15 protein-coding genes and 4 riboswitches are annotated in these 19,218 nt (G+C 26.9%); of the genes, 4 read left to right on the plus strand and 11 right to left on the minus strand.

Going from position 1 to position 19,218, the window contains the following annotated elements; translation table 11 throughout:
• Positions 1–11: 11 nt before the first annotated feature.
• Positions 12–335, plus strand: coding sequence for a winged helix-turn-helix transcriptional regulator (locus GFJ41_RS09250; protein WP_035117583.1), 324 nt, complete (start codon positions 12–14; stop codon positions 333–335).
• A 37-nt stretch (positions 336–372) separates the two neighbouring features.
• Here the strand turns inward: GFJ41_RS09250 and GFJ41_RS09255 are convergent, their stop codons facing one another.
• The 3 genes from GFJ41_RS09255 to GFJ41_RS09265 all read right to left on the minus strand — a co-directional run bounded on the left by GFJ41_RS09255 (position 373) and on the right by GFJ41_RS09265 (position 7,369).
• Positions 373–1,536 carry a class I SAM-dependent methyltransferase gene (locus GFJ41_RS09255; RefSeq protein WP_035117584.1) on the minus strand — a complete coding sequence of 388 codons (1,164 nt, stop codon included), beginning with the start codon at positions 1,534–1,536 and terminating at the stop codon, positions 373–375.
• Between the two features lie 182 nt (positions 1,537–1,718).
• Positions 1,719–5,366 carry a SpaA isopeptide-forming pilin-related protein gene (locus tag GFJ41_RS09260; protein ID WP_170075181.1) on the minus strand — a complete coding sequence of 1,216 codons (3,648 nt, stop codon included), beginning with the start codon at positions 5,364–5,366 and terminating at the stop codon, positions 1,719–1,721.
• Between the two features lie 49 nt (positions 5,367–5,415).
• A riboswitch (cyclic di-GMP riboswitch) is annotated at positions 5,416–5,499 on the minus strand.
• Positions 5,500–5,540: 41 nt separating this feature from the next.
• Positions 5,541–5,624, minus strand: a riboswitch (cyclic di-GMP riboswitch).
• Between the two features lie 42 nt (positions 5,625–5,666).
• A riboswitch (cyclic di-GMP riboswitch) is annotated at positions 5,667–5,750 on the minus strand.
• A gap of 39 nt (positions 5,751–5,789) precedes the next feature.
• Positions 5,790–5,873: riboswitch (cyclic di-GMP riboswitch) on the minus strand.
• A 44-nt stretch (positions 5,874–5,917) separates the two neighbouring features.
• The gene (locus tag GFJ41_RS09265; protein WP_170075182.1) at positions 5,918–7,369 is read right to left on the minus strand and encodes a DEAD/DEAH box helicase; all 1,452 of its coding nucleotides are present in this window, start codon (positions 7,367–7,369) and stop codon (positions 5,918–5,920) included.
• Positions 7,370–7,489: 120 nt separating this feature from the next.
• Here GFJ41_RS09265 and GFJ41_RS09270 point away from each other — a divergent pair, with 120 nt between their 5' ends.
• On the plus strand, positions 7,490–8,170 hold the full coding sequence (locus GFJ41_RS09270) for a hypothetical protein (RefSeq protein ID WP_170075183.1): 681 nt from the start codon (positions 7,490–7,492) through the stop codon (positions 8,168–8,170).
• An 84-nt stretch (positions 8,171–8,254) separates the two neighbouring features.
• Positions 8,255–8,587: a hypothetical protein gene (locus GFJ41_RS09275; RefSeq protein WP_035114854.1), complete on the plus strand. Its 333-nt coding sequence runs from the start codon at positions 8,255–8,257 to the stop codon at positions 8,585–8,587.
• A gap of 50 nt (positions 8,588–8,637) precedes the next feature.
• On the opposite strand, the gene GFJ41_RS09280 is transcribed toward GFJ41_RS09275, so the two are convergent.
• The 7 genes from GFJ41_RS09280 to GFJ41_RS09310 form a co-directional block, all read right to left on the minus strand.
• On the minus strand, positions 8,638–9,000 hold the full coding sequence (locus GFJ41_RS09280) for a hypothetical protein (RefSeq protein WP_035114856.1): 363 nt from the start codon (positions 8,998–9,000) through the stop codon (positions 8,638–8,640).
• Positions 9,001–9,344: 344 nt separating this feature from the next.
• Positions 9,345–10,754, minus strand: coding sequence for a HAMP domain-containing sensor histidine kinase (locus GFJ41_RS09285; protein ID WP_035114858.1), 1,410 nt, complete (start codon positions 10,752–10,754; stop codon positions 9,345–9,347).
• A gap of 1 nt (position 10,755) precedes the next feature.
• Positions 10,756–11,478, minus strand: a complete 723-nt coding sequence (locus tag GFJ41_RS09290; RefSeq protein ID WP_170075184.1) for a response regulator transcription factor — start codon at positions 11,476–11,478, stop codon at positions 10,756–10,758.
• 161 nt (positions 11,479–11,639) lie between these two features.
• Entirely contained in the window at positions 11,640–12,665 is a 1,026-nt protein-coding gene (locus GFJ41_RS09295; protein WP_035114862.1) for a hypothetical protein, read from the minus strand.
• Between the two features lie 59 nt (positions 12,666–12,724).
• Positions 12,725–13,483, minus strand: a complete 759-nt coding sequence (locus tag GFJ41_RS09300) for an ABC transporter permease (RefSeq protein WP_035114865.1) — start codon at positions 13,481–13,483, stop codon at positions 12,725–12,727.
• Positions 13,484–13,486: 3 nt separating this feature from the next.
• Complete coding sequence (locus GFJ41_RS09305) at positions 13,487–14,374, minus strand: ABC transporter ATP-binding protein (protein WP_035114867.1); 888 nt, start codon at positions 14,372–14,374, stop codon at positions 13,487–13,489.
• A gap of 305 nt (positions 14,375–14,679) precedes the next feature.
• Complete coding sequence (locus GFJ41_RS09310) at positions 14,680–15,567, minus strand: YitT family protein (RefSeq protein WP_206001538.1); 888 nt, start codon at positions 15,565–15,567, stop codon at positions 14,680–14,682.
• Between the two features lie 594 nt (positions 15,568–16,161).
• Here GFJ41_RS09310 and GFJ41_RS09315 point away from each other — a divergent pair.
• A complete protein-coding gene (locus GFJ41_RS09315) occupies positions 16,162–17,799 on the plus strand; it encodes a Na/Pi cotransporter family protein (protein ID WP_035114870.1) in 1,638 nt (545 codons plus the stop codon).
• 29 nt (positions 17,800–17,828) lie between these two features.
• Here the strand turns inward: GFJ41_RS09315 and eam are convergent, their stop codons facing one another.
• Positions 17,829–19,094, minus strand: a complete 1,266-nt coding sequence (gene eam, locus GFJ41_RS09320; RefSeq protein WP_035114872.1) for a glutamate 2,3-aminomutase — start codon at positions 19,092–19,094, stop codon at positions 17,829–17,831.
• Between the last annotated feature and the right edge of the window lie 124 nt (positions 19,095–19,218).

Genomic DNA, 19,218 nt, shown 5'->3' on the forward strand with positions numbered 1-19,218 from the left:
TTGTGATAATTTTGATTATTAGAGATGGTAAAAAGTATGTTTGTAAATTAGATTTGGCTTTTGAAGTAATTAGAGGAAAGTGGAAGGTAATAATCCTATGTCACTTACTAGAAGGTCCTAAACGTTTTTTAGAACTACAGAGAATTACTTGTGGTGTAAGCCATAAAGTTCTAAATGAAAAATTAAAAGAAATGGAAAACGATGATTTAATATGTAAATTAGTATACGATGAACTTCCACCTAAAGTAGAATACTATTTGACAGAAAAAGGCAATGATTATGCAAAAGTACTTAAGAGTATAGAAAGTCTTGGAGATAAGTATTTCGACATATAAAAAGGAATCAATTAAAATAATTGATTCCTTTTTCTCTTTATATTAATTTATCATCTTTTAATAATTTTAGTAAAGTTGGATTTAAATTAAACTCTTTTATAAGATTATCAACTTCTTTCATTGCTCTCTCTTTCTTTTCTTGTGAAATAGAACCTTTAGAAGCTCTTATTAAAATATTTTTAGGCGAATGTGCTATATCTATAAATTCAAGAATTTGTGTTTTATATCCCAACGCTTCTAATAAATTTCCTCTAACCGCATCTGTCATAAGAGCTGATACTCTTTCCTTTATAATCCCATACTTAGTTAATATCGAAAACTCATCAGAATTTATCTGTTCATTAAATTCATGCTGACAACAAGGCACTGAGAAAATCATTTTTGTATTCCACTTCACAGCATTATAAAGTGCATAATCTGTAGCTGTATCACATGCATGTAAAGTTATAACCATATCCACATTATCAGTGTACTTATATCCATTTATATCTCCAAGTTCAAATTTTAAATTTTCATAATTATATTTTTGAGCTATATCATTACATTTCTTTATAACATCTGCTTTTAAATCTAAACCAATCATTTTTACATTTATTTTTTTTATTTCAACAAAATAGTAGTAAAGTACAAATGTTAAATATGATTTTCCACATCCAAAATCTAATATAGTCAATTCTTTATAATCATTTTTCTTTATCTCATCATCAATTATTTCAATAAATCTATTTATTTGTTTATACTTATCGTATTTAGATTTAACTACTTTTCCTTCTTTTGTAAATACCCCTAAATCTATTAAAGGCTGTATTAACATACCTTCTTTAAGTATATAATTTTTTTCTCTATTATGACTTTTGTTTACTAAGTTTTCATTACTGCTTTTTTTCTTACCTAGAAAAACCTTGCCTTTCTTAGATATTTTCAAATCATAATTAGTGTTTTCAGACCAAGCAGCTACTTGTTTATAACTCTCAAAAGTCATTTCAAATAATTTTGTTTCTATCATTTCTAACTCTATATTTTCATGAAAAACTTGTTTATCTGTATATTTTTCTATCTGATAGTATTCCTTATTATTTTTTTCCTTTAATTCAATATTAATTTTATTATATTTAACATCTTTATTTAGCTTATTACTAATAACAACTTTTAAAAGCTTTTCATTTGTTATTTCTTTAATCTTAATCTTTAATTCTTCCATAATGTCACACCTTATCATTTCTAATTTTAGTTTTTGATACAACAAATACTATTATATATTACAAGTCTAATAAGTTAAACTCTTTTGTATAAATGTATCTATTATTATTTCAATCAATAATGTATATAAAATAAAAAGTAGAGTACTAAAATAAATTAATACTCTACTTTATTTTTAAACCTTTACTTTCTTTTTTTATTGAAAGTACTTGCTGCTAATCCTATAGTTGAAATTGTAAATAACCCTATATACGGTAACATGCTAGTATCATATGTTTGTGGACTACTTGAACTGTTTGATTCATAACTACTTTTGTTATTAGATGTATTTATTTTATCTTTTTGAACATCCTCCTTAACTTGATTTGAACTAGTTATATTTTCTTCATTATTTGAGTTCGAATCATCCTTTTTAATTTCCTCTATAACGATAGGATCATTTGTAACTATTTTACTTATTACTTGATTTTGTTCCTTTATTTCAAATAGATACAATTTATCGTCTATTTTATATCCTTCTGGTGCTTTTGTTTCTTGGTAGTAGTAGTTTCCATATTCTAAGTTATCAAATACTATTTTTCCTTCTTTATTTGTTATCCCTTTTAATACTTCTTTTTTATTACTATCAAATATTGTAAACTCTGTATTTGCTAATACTTTTTTACTATCTTTTGAATCGGTCTTTGTTATCTCTATTTTTCCTATTATCTTATCGTCTGATACTGTCTTACTTATTACTTGATTGTTGTCTTTAACCTCGAATGGATACATTTTACTATCTATTGTGTATCCTTCTGGTGCTTTTGTTTCTTGGTAATAGTAGTTTCCATATCCTAAGTTATCGAATTCTACTTTTCCTTCTTTGTTTGTCATAGCTTTCGCTACTTCTTTTTTATTGCTATCAAATATTGTAAATTCTGTATTTGCTAATACCTTTTTACTATCTTTTGAATCTGTTTTTGTTATCTCTATTTTTCCTATTACCTTATCATTTGATACTGTCTTCCTTATTACTTGGTTATTATCTTTAATCTCGAATGGATACATTTTACTATCTATTGTGTATCCTTCTGGTGCTTTTGTCTCTTGGTAATAATAGTTTCCATATCCTAAGTTATTGAATTCTACTTTCCCTTCTTTGTTTGTCATAGCTTTCGCTACTTCTATTTTATTGCTATCAAATATTGTAAATTCTGTATTTGCTAATACCTTTTTACTATCTTTTGAATCTGTTTTTGTTATCTCTATTTTTCCTATTATCTTATCATCTGATACTGTCTTACTTATTACTTGGTTATTATCTTTAATCTCGAATGGATACATTTTACTATCTATTGTGTATCCTTCTGGTGCTTTTGTTTCTTGGTAATAGTAGCTTCCATATCCTAAGTTATCGAATTCTACTTTTCCTTCTTTGTTTGTCATAGCTTTCGCTACTTCTTTTTTATTACTATCAAATATTGTAAATTCTGTATTTGCTAATACCTTTTTACTATCTTTTGAATCTGTTTTTGTTATTTCTATCTTTCCTTTTATTGCATCATTTTTAACAACTAAGTTTATATCTGAATCGGAATCTAATTTTATTTCAAATTGTATAGGATCAGTATTTAAAATGTATCCTTGTGGTGCCTTTTTTTCAACCGCTTTATATTTACCTGGTGAAAGTTTCAAATTAGCTATTCCGTCTTTACCCGTTGTTACACTTGTTATCTTGCTTCCACTTAAATTTTGAATTTCAAATACAGCACCTTCTAATACTTTTTTTTCATTATCTGAATCAACTTTTTTAATAGTTGCATTATGATCAGATTGTGTATTTAGTATATTTCCTAAATCTACAGTAGTCCCTATTTGATTTTCATTTATAATAATTTTTATCTCTTTACTATCTAAGTTATATCCTTTAGGAGCTTTTGTCTCTTTTAAATAATATACTCCTGGATTATCTATTGAGTGTGATAGTATTCCATTTGAATCACTATTTAATGTAGCTATAACCTTTTTATTACTATCCATTAAATTAAAAGTTGCTCCTGAAAGTGGGGATTTTGTTGTACTATCAATTTTTTTTGCAGTAAATCTATAACCTTTTTTCGTTTCAACTTTATTAGTTGTAGAGTTGTTTATCTTTGCAACATTAGTTACAGTTTTTCCATCTTCTACTTTAGAAAAATCCGTTTTTATTTTTACTTGAAGTGGTTCTCCATATTCTATCTCTTTTTTATCATTGGTAATTTTTATAGTATTGCTTTCTTTATCTATGTTTACATTAAAGTGTTCTGGAGTATCAACCCCTAAAATTTCAACTGCTGGATCTAACTTATCTGTTAAATTTAAATACCCCTTATCAAAATATCCATAACAATCAAAATCAATTGTGTAATTTACTATTTGATTATCACCTTTTTTAATTAATGTCTTATCTACTTTTTTTCGTGCATTTATAGCCCCTGCATTCATTTCATATCTTACAACATTTTGAACATCTTTAGATGTATTATCATAACTTAATTTAGCTTTATTTGTGTAAGCCTTTTGTCTCTGTGTAACTTCTAAGTCATAATAAATTAAATAGTGCTTATCTGTATTCCCTATATTAACAGTTAGCTTATTATTTTCAAATTTTATCTTATCTTTCATTTTATCTGTTACCCATTCAAAGTTATCAGATATATCATATGTACCTACCATAATGCTTCCATCTACTAATTTCATTCCATCTGGAATGTTATCTTCAATAATTGCATTTGTTACACTTTGATTATTAGGGTTTATATCAAGTGTATATTTAACCTTATTGTCATTAAGATTTACTATATTTATTGTATTTCCATTCTCATCTTTTGCTGTCTCATTAGTTCTACTGTATTTGGTTAACATCTTACCATCGTCTTTAGGTTTTACTATTGCTTTTGACGATAATGTTTCATCATGTTTAATTAAATCAACAACATTATCATAACGTTGCATATTTTGCTTTATTATAACACTATAACTTACTCTATATTTATTATAGGTAGTTCCAAAATTTACATTCACTGAATCGTTTTGCGTATTTATCTTTCCTCGAAAATCTTCTGTTACATCTTTCTCTGGCTTCCCATATTGTGTTTCATAAACTTTTACAGAATCTTTAACTAACTCCATTCCATTAGGAATAGTATCCTTTATATATGCATTATACATAGTTGCATATTTTTCATTAACATATATACTATATTTTACTTTTTTACCTATAACAGGGTTATTTATATTGTTTATTAATGTTCCATTTTCATAACCATCATATCCATCTGGATTATCAACAGTTTTATAAATTTGTCTATCAGTTACAGTAGGAGGATCTACTGACGGTTTTTCATCTGGAGGAACTATTTCCACATCAATATATTGAACTGTACCATCTAAGTTAACTTCAACTCTTTGTGTTGTGTTAGTTTCAACATTTTTAGCTGTAGCCTTTACACTCATGTATCCACCTATTGCATCATTTGCACCTTCACTAAACACAGCTGTGACAGTTGTTCCATCTACAGTTACATTTTTAAAATGTTCTGGAGGATATTTAGGTTGAATATTTTCAAATACATCCGGCAATTTAAATGTTATTGTGTCTCCTGCTTTTATACTCCCTGGCCCATTTAACGCCTCGTAATTTAAATTAAACTCAACTTGTTCCCCTGATTCCAATTTTGTCTTGTTGCTTGTTAATGTCAACTTAACATTATTGTTTTCAGCAAACACTGTCATCCCTGGAGATATAATGTTTAGTATTAGATTTAATATCACAATCATACTAAGCATTCTATACCTTTTTTTTGTTCTCACAAAATCACCTCATCTTAATTTTTTATAAAAAAAGGCTATATTTATATTCAATAAATATAGCCGGTTGCACCACTAACTCCGTATACCCCAGGTGCCCACATACAGGGTATACTTCTTCGTCTCTATTTCTCTTCAATTTTCATAATTTAAATAAAAAAGGCTATATTTATATTCAATAAATATAGCCGGTTGCACCACTAACTCCATATATCCTAGGTGCCCACATACAGGATATACTTCTTCGTCTCTATTTCTCTTCAATTTTCATAATTTAAAATAAAAAAGGCTATATTTATATTCAATAAATATAGCCGGTTGCACCACTAACTCCACATATCCCAGGTGCCCACATACAGGATATACTTCTTCGTTTCTATTTTTTCAATTTTTATAAGCTAAATAAAAAAGGCTATATTTATATTCAATAAATATAGCCGGTTGCACCACTAACTCCGCATATCCCAGGTGCCCACATACAGGATATACTTCTTCGTTTCTATTTTTTTAATTAACCTTCATAATTATAGCGTATTTTGACATATCTTGCAATATTACATCTTATTATCTCTTCTTACCTTTACTAATTTTTTCTTTATATTTATTTGGTTATATTCTTTTAGGAATTTCTCGCCTTTATAATTTAATAAGTCAACATATGAATACAGGTCATGAACTTCAATTACTCCTATATCTTCATTGTTTATTCCTTTTATATTGCTAAATGTCCCTACTATATCTATAATTCTTATTTTTTTCTTTTTACCCGCATTTAAATATATTCTTGTTACTTCACTATGAATTTTTTCTTTATTATGTACTTTTCTTCTGTTTTTGAAAATTGCTGCTGATTTTTGTTCAAACTCATATTTTCCACTTTTTATTTTATCACTTGTCGTATCTTCTAAAACATCTATATCATACCCTATATATTCTTTTATTTCATCTATATATTTTTTATCTTTATCACTTACTATAGTCACTGCTTTCCCATATCGATCATGCCTTCCAGTCCTACCTATTCGATGCACATAATTCTCCTTGTCCCTAGGAACATCATAATTGATTACTAAGGATATATCGTCTATGTGAATACCTCTGCTAGCTACATCTGTACTTACTAATACATTATATTTTCCATTTTTTAAATCTTTAATTGTGAATATTCTTTTATCTTGAGACATATCACCATGTAATTGTTCTACTAAAAACTTATCTTTTTTCATCTTTCTATATAATTCAGATACTCTATCTTTGGTGTTTAAGAATATGATTGTGGTTTCAGGTTTTAAAGTATATATAATATTTTTTAAAGTTTCATATCGATTTTCCTCATTAGAGTACATCAAATTTTCTTCTATTTTATTTTTATAAATGCAATTTTCATCAATAATAATTTGATTATATTTTCCCATATACGTTTCGCATATATGGCTTATTTCTTTACCTATCGTAGCTGAAAATAATCCGGTAGTAGCCTTTGTAGGAATATTGTTAAATATAAATTCCATATCATCTACAAAACCTTTATTTAACATTTTATCCGCTTCATCTATAATAAAATATTCTAGCTGTTTTAAACTTATTGTGCCTCTATTTATATGGTCAATTATTCTTCCAGGAGTTGCTACAACTATATGTACTCTTTGCTTCAACTCAAAAATTTGCTCTTTTATTGGCTGTTTACCAAATATAGCGCTACATCTGATTTTCTTTAACCTTCCTATATTTGAAATTTCATCTTTTACTTGAAGAGTCAATTCTCTTGTTGGAACTACTATTAACGCTTGTATGTTGTTATTTTCAATATTTATATTCTCACATATAGGAATTCCAAAGCTCGCTGTTTTACCACTTCCGGTTCTTGATTTAACTACAATATTTTCTTTATTTAAAAGTTTTGGAACCACTTCTTCCTGAACTTTTGACGGTTGTAAGTATCCCATGTTAAAAAGCGCTTTAGTTATATATTTATTCAAATTAAATTTTCTAAAATTATTATCCATTTTACCACCTTATTTTACTAAATTAAATTTTTATAGCTATTTATTATATCACACATCAGAACTAATATTACTTTTTTAACATATATTATATAATCGCTTTGATTTAGGAGGTGAATCCATTTGTGTCGTCAAGAAGATTTTTTAAAATATTTGACAGTTATTCTAAACAACTCTAACTTGCCCAAAAACAACATAAATAATTATTTAAAAAACATTAACTTTTTAAATAGTGAACTCCAAATAATTTCAAGAAATAAACCTAACTTATCAGATGAATACTATGTTAATTTAGACCTAAAATCAAATTTAAAAAATGCAATGTTTATAGAGAATAAACAAATCCACAAGTTGATAAAAAATAAAAATCAAGTTGATAAAAATAATCTATATTTTAGTTTAGCTAGTTTTAACTTGTATAACAGTATTTACAACAGTCTTTATTCTAGAAATGAATTTACATCTAAAGAATTATATTACTGTACAAAATTTGATACCCAAAGTAATACTGTAAATCTAATAATTAATAGTTTAAAAGAATCAAGTGATACTCTATATTTAGATGGATATATATTAAACCTAAAAAATTTTGCTATAGCTGACTTATTTAATTTTTATATAGAGTTGAGAGACGCTAGAGGGATAGTTTTTGCAAGTAAACTTTTCAAAAATATAGATATAGCAGGCAACTTAGGCGTATACTCAGCAAAAAAAGTCTATTTGCCTTTTTTAAGCAAAGAATATGAGCTTTTTAATACAGATTTAAGTAATATTACATGGTACTATACTTATGATTTCGTTTAAATTTTCAGAATTTATTCATAAATGAAATTCACCTTTAATAAAATTAAATATAATATATTAAATTTTAAAAGGAGAGTCCTAATTATGTTTGAAATAATAAAATTCCCTTATAACAGTCAACCTGTAGCTAGGTTGGATGCAAACAATATAGTTCATAATCATTTATATCACAATTGTCCTATTGGAAAAGTTGATAATAACATTGTTTATGATAACTTCAACAATATTGTAGGAAGTATAGATGATGATGGGTTTGTATACTCAAACAACTCCAACTTAGCTCCTATTGGAAATGTTGATAATAATGGTTTTGTTTATAAAGAAAATAAATTAGTCGGTAAAATAAACTTTAAGAATTCTATGTGTCCTAAACTAGCTGGAGCTTCATATCTTTTACTAATTCACGGAAATAGATAATAAATAAAAAAGGCCCCTTGCACAAATGCAAGGGGCCTTACTTTTAAAAACTATTTTTTACAACATATCTTTTTAGCTGTTTTACATAGTTCCTTATTATCTTCTAGTATAGCCATTAATATTAACTCTTCTAGTCCTGGGTGTCCACATGGTAAACGTCCGCCATTTTCTAATATTCTTATTATTTCTCTTATTCCTGGATGTCCACATGGTAAATCCATATCTGCTAATAAATCATATACAAATTTTCCTAAAAATTCATATACATCATTTGTGTTTTTATCTCTACAAGTCGGGAATTTAACCCATTGCCATCTATTTGAGCAATTACATTTGCAATGATTACACTTGTTACATTTATTGCATTGACAAGCTTTTTTGCAAGAAACTTCTTTTTTACATTTGCAGCTCATACTTTCAGCTCCTATATAGTAATATATGGATATTTTATCCATACATTACTATATGATAAATTTCATTTTTTGACACAATTTTATTTTTTTTATTTTTATTCTACTTCTTTCACCAATTTTATTAATTTTTATATACTAATATAAAGGAGGTGTAAATATATGCAAAATAGAAATTTTTTATGCTGCAGGTGTAGAGGTTGTGGAAGATGTTTTTTATTTTTTAAGATTTGTCCTAGATGTGGTTGCTGTAGACGTTGTTGTAGATGTAAATGCGGTTGTTAATTTTTATAAAGTTTAGTTTTTTTATATATTAAAAAGTCGATCTAAAAATAGATCGACTTTTTTTACTTAACAATTATTTTAATTTTAGTGCCTTTCCCAGCTTCACTAGTCAAGTCTATATCAAACCCATGTGCAACTATAATATCTTTAGCTATTGCCATTCCAAGACCAGACCCTTTATGCACCTCTCCAGTATTTGTCCCTCTATAGTATCTATCAAATATTCTTTCTAAATCTTTTTGTTCAATACCTTTTCCATTATCTTCAATATTTATAATTGTTTCAGCTTCACTTATATATTCAACCTCAACTTTAATATTTACCTTATCATTGTTATGAATTAATGCATTATAAACAAGATTATTTATTACCCTCTTAAAAAGCATACTATCTACTGATTTAATTATTGAGTCTTTATTAGAAATGAACTCAACATCTCTATTAGAATATTTAGGATCATTTAAAATTTGAATAACAGAATCCTTTATAATTCTAACTATATTTTCATCTTTTTTATTTAAAACTCTATCACTACTTTTTAATTTCATAGTTAAGTTTAAATCATCGACTAACTCTTTTATATACTCTGATTTTTCATTGATTATAACCCCATAGTCTTTAGCTTCTTCTCTATTGATATCATACTCTTCATCACTTAAAATTTCTGCATATCCTTTTATAGAAGATAGGGGTGTTTTTATATCATGAGAAATATTTGCTATCCACTCTTGTTTTGATTTATCTAACTTATTTCTTTCAATTTCATTACTTTTTAAAGTGTCCGATAATTTATTTAATTTTTTATATACACTTACATACAATCCTTTTTCTTTATAATATACATCGAATTTTCCTTCTTCTAAATTTTCTACCCCTTTGATAATATCTTTCATAGGTTTTGTTAATCTCTTACTAAAAATATATCCAACCATTAAAGCTATTATTAAGTCTATAGATAATACTATCCATATTACTTTTATCAATGTATCAGCTAAATCTTTAATGTTATATGTTATTATGTATTTTTCTATTCTCCCCCTCGGAAACCCTATCAAGTATGTATATTCTATATCTCCTATATTTTTACTTGACACTAAAATGTTGGTTGCATCTGAATTAGGCAATCCACCTGCATACTTATATCCATTTATAAGTTCCATTGGAGTATATTTTTTATTTAGTTTGTTTGGAGCATTATAACTATATACTTGGTCTCCATTTTCATCTAGAATTTGTATCCAAATATCCTTATCTTCTAATACTTTTTTCCCATCTTTACTTAAATCTATTTTATCTCCTTCAACTTGAATATATTTACTGAACTCTCTAGTAAAATCAGTCTCTGGAATTTTAGGAGAATTTGATTTATTCGATAGTGTAACCCCTATTATTCCAATTATATTTAATATAGTTACAATCATAACTACACAAATAATACTAACTACATATCTTAGTGTTATTTTCCACTTCATATTAATCTTCCTTTAAAGTTAATTTATACCCTAATCCTTTAATATTTTTTATATATTTAGGTTTAGATGGATTATCTTCTATTTTTTCTCTAAGTCTTCTTATATGTACCATTATAGTATTATCATAACCTATAAAATCATCTCCCCATACTTCGTCGCAAAATTTTTCTTTACTTATAATTTGTTCTAAGTGTCTAGCCATATATAAAAACATTTTAAATTCTTTAGCTTTTAGTTCAAGATGCTTCCCATTTTTTTTAACTTCTATTTTCTCTTCATCAATTTCAAATGGACCAAACACTAACTTAGCACTTTCAGGTTCTTCTTTTACTGAATTTAATATAACATTTTTCTTTAAGTTTAACTTCACCCTAAGTACAACTTCTTTTGGACTAAATGGCTTTGTTATATAATCATCAGCTCCCAATGCAAGCCCTACTAGCCTATCCATCTCTTCAGTCTTAGCTGATAAAAATAAAACTGGGACTTGAGATATAGTTCTAATTTCTTTAAACACATCATATCCTTCTTTATCCGGCAACATTATATCTAACACTACTATATCTATATTTTGATTTTTAAATATATCTAAAGCTTCATTCCCTGTTTCTGCTGTATAAATATTGTTAAATCCTTCCTTTTTAAAAACTGTGCTTAATAACTTTAATATATCTACTTCATCATCTACTAATAGTATGTTTTTTTCTTTTATTGTACTTTCCATATAAACCTCCTATATGTCATTTTTTATAACATTTATTTAATTGTATTTTATCCTAAAAAAAGCTAATTTACAAATAATGTATATAAAATAAAATGACTAATATTTAATTATAATTAAATATTAGTCATTTTTTATAAATCATATAACTAGTTACTTTAAGTTTATTTCGTTAAAACCTTTCTAAATACATATATATTTAATCCCATACCCATTAATAAAATTGCTCCTAATACTATATAAACCAAACTTATAAGCCCTACACTTTCTCCAAATAAGCTAATATTTCCCATATAGTTTCCTATAATCATATCTGGATGCATTATTATATCTATATAGTTTGAGTAATTGATTACACTTATTAATTTCGCAGGTAAAAATTTCATTAAAGTTAATAGCTTTCCTATAACTAAGAATACAGTAATTCCAACGATAGATTCTACTGAGTTTTTAGTTATAAACGAAAATAAACTTGCAAATATTCCAGTACTTATAAATATAATCATCATTGTTAATATGCTTTGAACTGTATAAGCATTTATTGAAATTGGATTTACTAACGTTACTATATCAACTATTCTATATGCTTGTAACGCCCCATTTACTGGTTGTCCATATTGAGCCATAGTTATACAACCTATTATTAATACATATATTAAATATAAAACTGCTGGCAGTATTATAGATAATGAAAGTTTTGATAATAAAGCTTTCGCCTTATTTTTGCTTGATAGTATTATAGAATCTACATTAGATAGTTTTTCATCTGTATATATATTAGAAAATACATATATTATAATACCAACTATAACAATACTTGCAAGCATATTGCTTAATCTATAATTGAAAACTTTGTAAAAACTTACATCTTTATATTCTTTTCCTGAATCCTTTTCAAGTTTTAAATTTGCCATCTCACTAGTCTTTTTAGTTAACTCATCTGTGTTTTTCTTACTATTTTGTGATTTAATTTCTTTTAATTCGCTTATCTTGTAGCTTAATTTTTCATTTGCTATAGTAGATTCTGATCTATTATCTACTGTATACTTTCCTTTATCATCTACATATGAGTTTTCTGTTTCCAAATCAGGTTTTATAAGACTCATCATTCCACATAAAAGCAATAAAATAATACTAGATATTATTATTGATTTATTTTTAAATAATTTTTTAATTTCCCATCTAAGCATCTGTTACCTCCTAAAGATAATTTTATAGTTTTTAAATTGCATCCTATATGTTGTATAAATTATCTTTCTTGTAAGAAACCTATACTTGTAAGTCTATATAGTATATAACTTCCTATTATACTTATAGCTATAAATACTACAAATGCTATAGGAGATACTCCATACCTTATAATTTCTGAACTATACATTCCAAATAATGGTGTAAATCCTAATATCTTTTGGCTTATAAACCCAGATGCTATATATGGTATCCCCATTACTAACCCACCTATAAAGAATGGCCCTACTGCTTTTTTGCTTATAGATGATAACCATAATCCTAATTGTGCAAATAGGAAAGATCCTAAAATTACTGTCAATGTCATTATCATTAACATTTGTAATACTGTTAAATTAGATCCACTATTTCCAAAATACCAAATGCTTTTTATACTCATGTGCAATCCGTTAAAGTGAGTTCCTGCTATTATCTTAAAACTCATAACTGCAAGTATCGATAAATTTATTAAACTTGCAGCTATTCCATATGCTATACTTTTAGCTAAAACTAATTTACTTTTACCATTTTTAGTAGATTTAACTATTGAGTCCATATTAGAACTATATTCTAATACATAACTTCCAGAAAATAAGCTAAACATTAAAATTCCCATCAAAGGAGCTAGTCCATAAAATTTACTAAACAGATCTCCGTAACTATCTGATATTCCAAAATTTCTAACACTTATATATCCTAAGAATAAAGAAAATGCCCAAAATACCATTAATCCTTTTTTCTTCATTATCTTTTTAAATTCTGCATTTACAATATTAGTCATAGTTTATACCTCCCTTGAATCTTCTAAATCAAAATAAAACATATATACGTCCTCAAACCTCGGCTCTATACTCTTTGCATCAAAACCTGTTATTGAATTTTCACTTATAACTCTAAGTTCTATATCTTCTACTCCACGTTGTACATTAACTACTTTATATTTATTCTGTATTGCATAAACTTCATTTTCATTTCTAACTTTTATGCTATAAACTTTTCCATTCATATCATCTAATATTTCTTTATGAGTACCTTGTAATAATACTTTTCCATCCTTTATCATTATAGTTTCTTTAGCGACAGATTCTATATCCGATATAATGTGCGTTGATAGTATTACTATCGTTTCTTTACCTATTTGAGATAATAAGTTTCTAAATCTTGCTCTTTCCTGAGGATCAAGCCCCGCTGTTGGTTCATCTAGTATAAGAATTTTAGGATCATTTAAAAGAGCTTGTGCTATTCCAACTCTTCTTTTCATACCCCCTGAGAATTTTGATATTGCTTTATTTCTTACATCATAAAGCCCTACTAATTTTAGCAATTTATCAGCCTTTTCTTTAGCCGTTCTCTTATCCATACCTTTCAAAGCCCCTATATATAATAAGAAGTCTTTTGCACTAAAATTTTTATAAGCATCAAAATCTTGTGGTAAATATCCTACTATAGCTCTATAGTTTTCATCTAAAGTATTTATATCTTTTCCATTGTAAAGAATTTTTCCACTTGTAGGTTGTTTTAATGTTGCAACTTGTTTCATTAAAGTTGTTTTCCCTGCACCATTTGGTCCAAGCAATCCATAAACTCCACTTTCTAAAACTAAGCTTATATTTTCATTCGCATTTTTATATTTGTATGATTTTGTTAAATTTACTATTTCTAATTTATTCATAATTACCTCCATATATTGTGTTCGTTGTTATGGTTATATTATATTTAGGTAATCTTAATCCATTATAAACTCAATCTTAAATAATCCTTAAATAAATTAAAATTTAAAATAAAAAATTCGCTTCTCTCATGTCGCCAGCGACTCCGTCCGTTGCTCAAAATGTCATTTTTTACTTTCATCAAAACATTTGTATCACTATGTTACATAAGTTATCCACAAATATTCGTTAATCATAAATTCCTTAAGCGTAAAAAATAGACACTATGCTTTTTAATATTGCATCGTGTCTACTTTTTATTTAATTCTTATTTAATTCCAGGTAAATTCTTTCTTATAACATGCTCTATTGATGTTTTTTCTATATTATGGCTATCTGCCAAGTAACTTGTCTCGATTATAGCATTGCTATCTATATCTAAAATGTTTCGTTTCAAAGTTGGGTAAGTAAACTTATCAGTTATACATAAAATAACTTTCGATTCATTTCCTGAATATCCTCCATACCCTTGTAAATATGTTATTGAAATACCTAAATTATTTACAATATGATCTCCTATATCTTCAACTTTATTAGACATTACTATAATAGACCTACCTTGGTTAAATCCATCTAATATTAAATCCACTAACTTAGTCATCATATATATTACAATTAAAGAAAACATCGCACTTTCAATACTAAGCACTATTGCAGTAATTACTAAAACAATAATATTGATACTCATTAAAAATGTAGATACCGGTATTTTAAATTTCTGATTTGCCCATACAGCTAGCATCTCACTACCATCTATAGCTCCTCCAAACTTAATAACAGTTCCTGCTCCTAATCCTAGTGCTACCCCTCCATAAATTACTATTAACAACTCCGATGTAGTTACTGGTGGAACTGGTGTTAAAAAGTATAAAAATGTAGATGCACAAATGTTAGCCCATAAAGTTTTAAATAGAAACATTCTATCAAATGTTTTTGATGTAAATAGTAAAATTGGTATATTAAATCCAAGTAATAGTATAAACATAGGAATACCTGTTAATGAATGTATTATTACTGATAGTGCAGTTGTTCCACTATCAACCATTCCATTTGGAGACAATATCAACTCAAGCCCCATGGCTACAATTAACGATCCAATTGTTATCATTATAAATTCATAAACTGTTCTTATTTTTCTTGCATTAACTTCTTTCATTTTATCACCTCTTTTAATTTCTTACAATTTTACAATGAAATTGTTCTGTTTTTATAATTATATTATATAATAATTTTGTCTAGTTTTCAAGAATTTTCTGAAAATTGAATTCAATTTTCTTTATTTTTCTTTATAATTTGTTAATATAACGTTTTATACATTTTTATTATGTCAAAAGTATTACTATATATACATATCTCGATACAGTGAAATAACTACTTTATTAATATAACATTTTCACATTTTATGTGCCTGAACTTTTTTTTAATTTAACAATATATTTTAATATAGTAATCATTTGTAAAAATTTTTTAACTTTTTAATACTTATGTTAAGTTTATATGCAATGTATATTAAACCCATTTTAATTTATTTATGTTTCAATAAAATTTGATTTCATTAGTTAATTAAGTTCATTTTATATTTTTAGATTCATTCCTATTAACATATTTTTAATATTTATCTAAAATTGTTAAACTTAAATTTAACATTTTCTTAACATAACTTGTCGAATTTTTTGGTATTATATTATCGTACATAAAAAGTAAGAAAATTGAAAATAAGAAAATTAACATTTCCGAGGAGGGAACAATCTTGTCTATATTCATAAGTCTTATTGGAGGTCTTGGTTTATTCCTTTATGGTATGAACATAATGGGAGAAGGTCTTCAAAAATCAACTGGTCCTAAACTTGAAAAAGCTATAGAGCTTTTAACTAGTAATGTAGTTATGGGCGTTTTAGTAGGAGCTGTTGTAACTGGTATCATACAAAGTAGTGGAGCTACTACTGTAATGGTAGTTGGATTCGTTAACGCAGGAATAATGACTCTATATCAAGCGATAGGTATTATAATGGGAGCAAATATAGGTACTACTGTAACAGCTCAGTTAGTATCTTTTGACGCGAGCATATTTTCATCTATAGCTTTAGGAATAGGTATTGTTTTATATATGATTGGTTCAAAATCTAAACCACAATTAAAAAACATATCAGAAATCCTTATAGGATTTGCAATACTATTTATAGGTATGGAATTTATGAAGGATGCAGTTGCACCTTTATCTGAATATGCATTCTTTAGAAATATGTTGGCAGGACTTGCAACACACCCAATATTAGCATTACTTGCTGGTTTTGCAATGACTACTTGCTTACAAAGTTCAAGTGCTTCAATGGGTATATTAATTGCTTTATCTTCTCAAGGTTTAATGCCATTAGCTGGTGCATTACCAATTTTATATGGAGATAATATAGGTAGTTGTACTACATCGCTTATATCAAGTGTTGGTGCAAACAAAAACGCCAAAAGAGCAGCTTTAATGCATTTATGTTTTAACGTAATAGGAACTATCCTATTCATGTTGGTTTTAAATAAACCTATAACAATGATAGTTACTCATTTAGACCCAACTGATACAGCTAGACAAATAGCTAACTCTCATACTTTATTCAACTTAATAAATGTTATAATATTATTACCATTCTCTAAATATATAGTTAAATTAGCTATGTTCCTTATACCTGATAAGCCAGGCGAAGAAGAAGAATATGATAGTCATGTAACTAAGTATTTAGATGAAAGAATGTTAGAAACTCCTTCTATAGCTTTTGGAAATACAGTTAGAGAAGCTCTTAGAATGGGTAGCAAAGCTAAAAAAAGTTTTAAATGTTCTATGAATGCCTTACTTGAACATTCTGAAGAAGATGCAAAAACTACATTTGAAAAAGAAAAAGTACTAGATGAACAACAAAGAAAAGTACTAGATTACCTTATAAAGCTGTCTAATAAAACTTTAGATGATAAGATGAGATTTTCTCTAGATTTATTGTTCCACACAGTAAATGATATAGAAAGAGTTGGAGACTTATCAGAAAATATAGCTGAGTTAGCTCAATCATCAATGAAACTTAAAGCTGTTATGTCAGATAGTGCAAAATCTGAAATAATGGATATATATAGTAAAGTTTTAGATGCCTACACTTTATCACTTGAGGCAATGAAACAAAATAGTGTAAACTTTGCAAATGACGTTTTAAAAATAGAAGATGAAGTTGATGCTCTAGATAAATTGTATAGAGCTAAACATATGCACAGATTAAATACTCATTCTTGTAGTATAGACTCTGGGATAATATATTTAGATTTATTGACTAATCTTGAAAGAATTTCAGACCACTCTGCAAGTATAGCTAAAAGAGTTATAAAAATTAATCAAAATCAATCAGCATAAAAAAAGGAGATGAATTTTCATCTCCTTTTTTATATTATACTTTTATCTATAACATCTTTTATATTAACAGATTTATTATCTTCTACTTTAACAACTTCACCTTCCCAGGTTCTTATCATTATATAATCCGATCCCTTTGAGATTAAATATTGAGGTAATAAAGGTGTTTTACCTTTTCCTTTAGGAGCATTTATTATATAAGTTGGAATAGCCATCCCAGATGTATATCCTCTTAGATACTCCATTATCTCCATCCCTTCATCTACAGATGTATTAAAATGAGTAGTTCCTTTTACATGTTTACTATGGAATATATAATAAGGTTTTACTCTTATTTTAAGAAGCTCATGATTTAAGCATCTCATTAAATATTTATCATTATTAACTCCATTTAATAAAACAGCTTGATTTCCTAATGGAACTCCGTTATTTGCTAATTTTTCGCATGCTTCTTTAGTTTCTTTTGTTATTTCCATTGGGTGGTTAAAATGTGTATTTATATATATAGGATGATACTTCTTTATCATATTGCAAAATTCATCAGTGATTCTTTGTGGCATAGTTACTAAAGTTCTACTTCCTAATCTTATATAATCTACATGATCAATTTTTCTTATTTCACTAATTATCCATTCTAGCATATCATCATTAAGCGTCAGCGGATCTCCACCAGTTATAAGTACATCTCTTATTTCTGTATTCTCTTTAATATAATTTATAGACTCTTTAATTACTTCTTTGCTTTTTTGGCAATCTTCTTGTCCAATATTTCGTCTTCTTTGACAGTGTCTACAATACATAGCACACTCATTTGTAACATTTATAATTAATCGATCTGGATATCTTCTAGTTATACTACCTGCTGGGTTGGTGAATTCTTCTCCCATAGGATCTAAATCACTTATTGATTCGTCTAGTTCTACACTAGATGGAATTGACATTAATTTTATTGCATCATATGGATTATTAGGATCTATTAAGCTTAGATAGTATGGAGAAATAGCCCATCTAAATTTACTTTGAACATTTTTAATATTTTCAACTTCTTTTTCAGTTAAGCTTAAAATTTTACTAAGCATATCAACATCAGTTATTCTATTAGATAACTGCCATTTATAATCATCCCAGTCTTCTTCTTTTGCATTTAAAACCTCTAAAATTTTTCTTTTTCTATATTTTATGGATTCTTCATTTTTAATACCAGTTGGAATTGTATCTTTAATTTTTATATAATCTTCTATTCTTGATTTTAACTCTGATGCTCTCTCTAAAGAAATCTTATTTTTCTCATTCATAAGCAACTTCCCTAAGCTTTATCACTTAGGTTCCCCCTTCCGCGTCATAGTTGTGTTTTTTTTAACAGAATTAATGACTGATTACTTGCATTTTTTCTTTCTTTGAATTTATTCTATCATATTT

Origin of the sequence: Paraclostridium dentum, from assembly GCF_012922555.1 — a bacterium.
GTDB lineage: Bacteria > Bacillota > Clostridia > Peptostreptococcales > Peptostreptococcaceae > Paraclostridium > Paraclostridium dentum.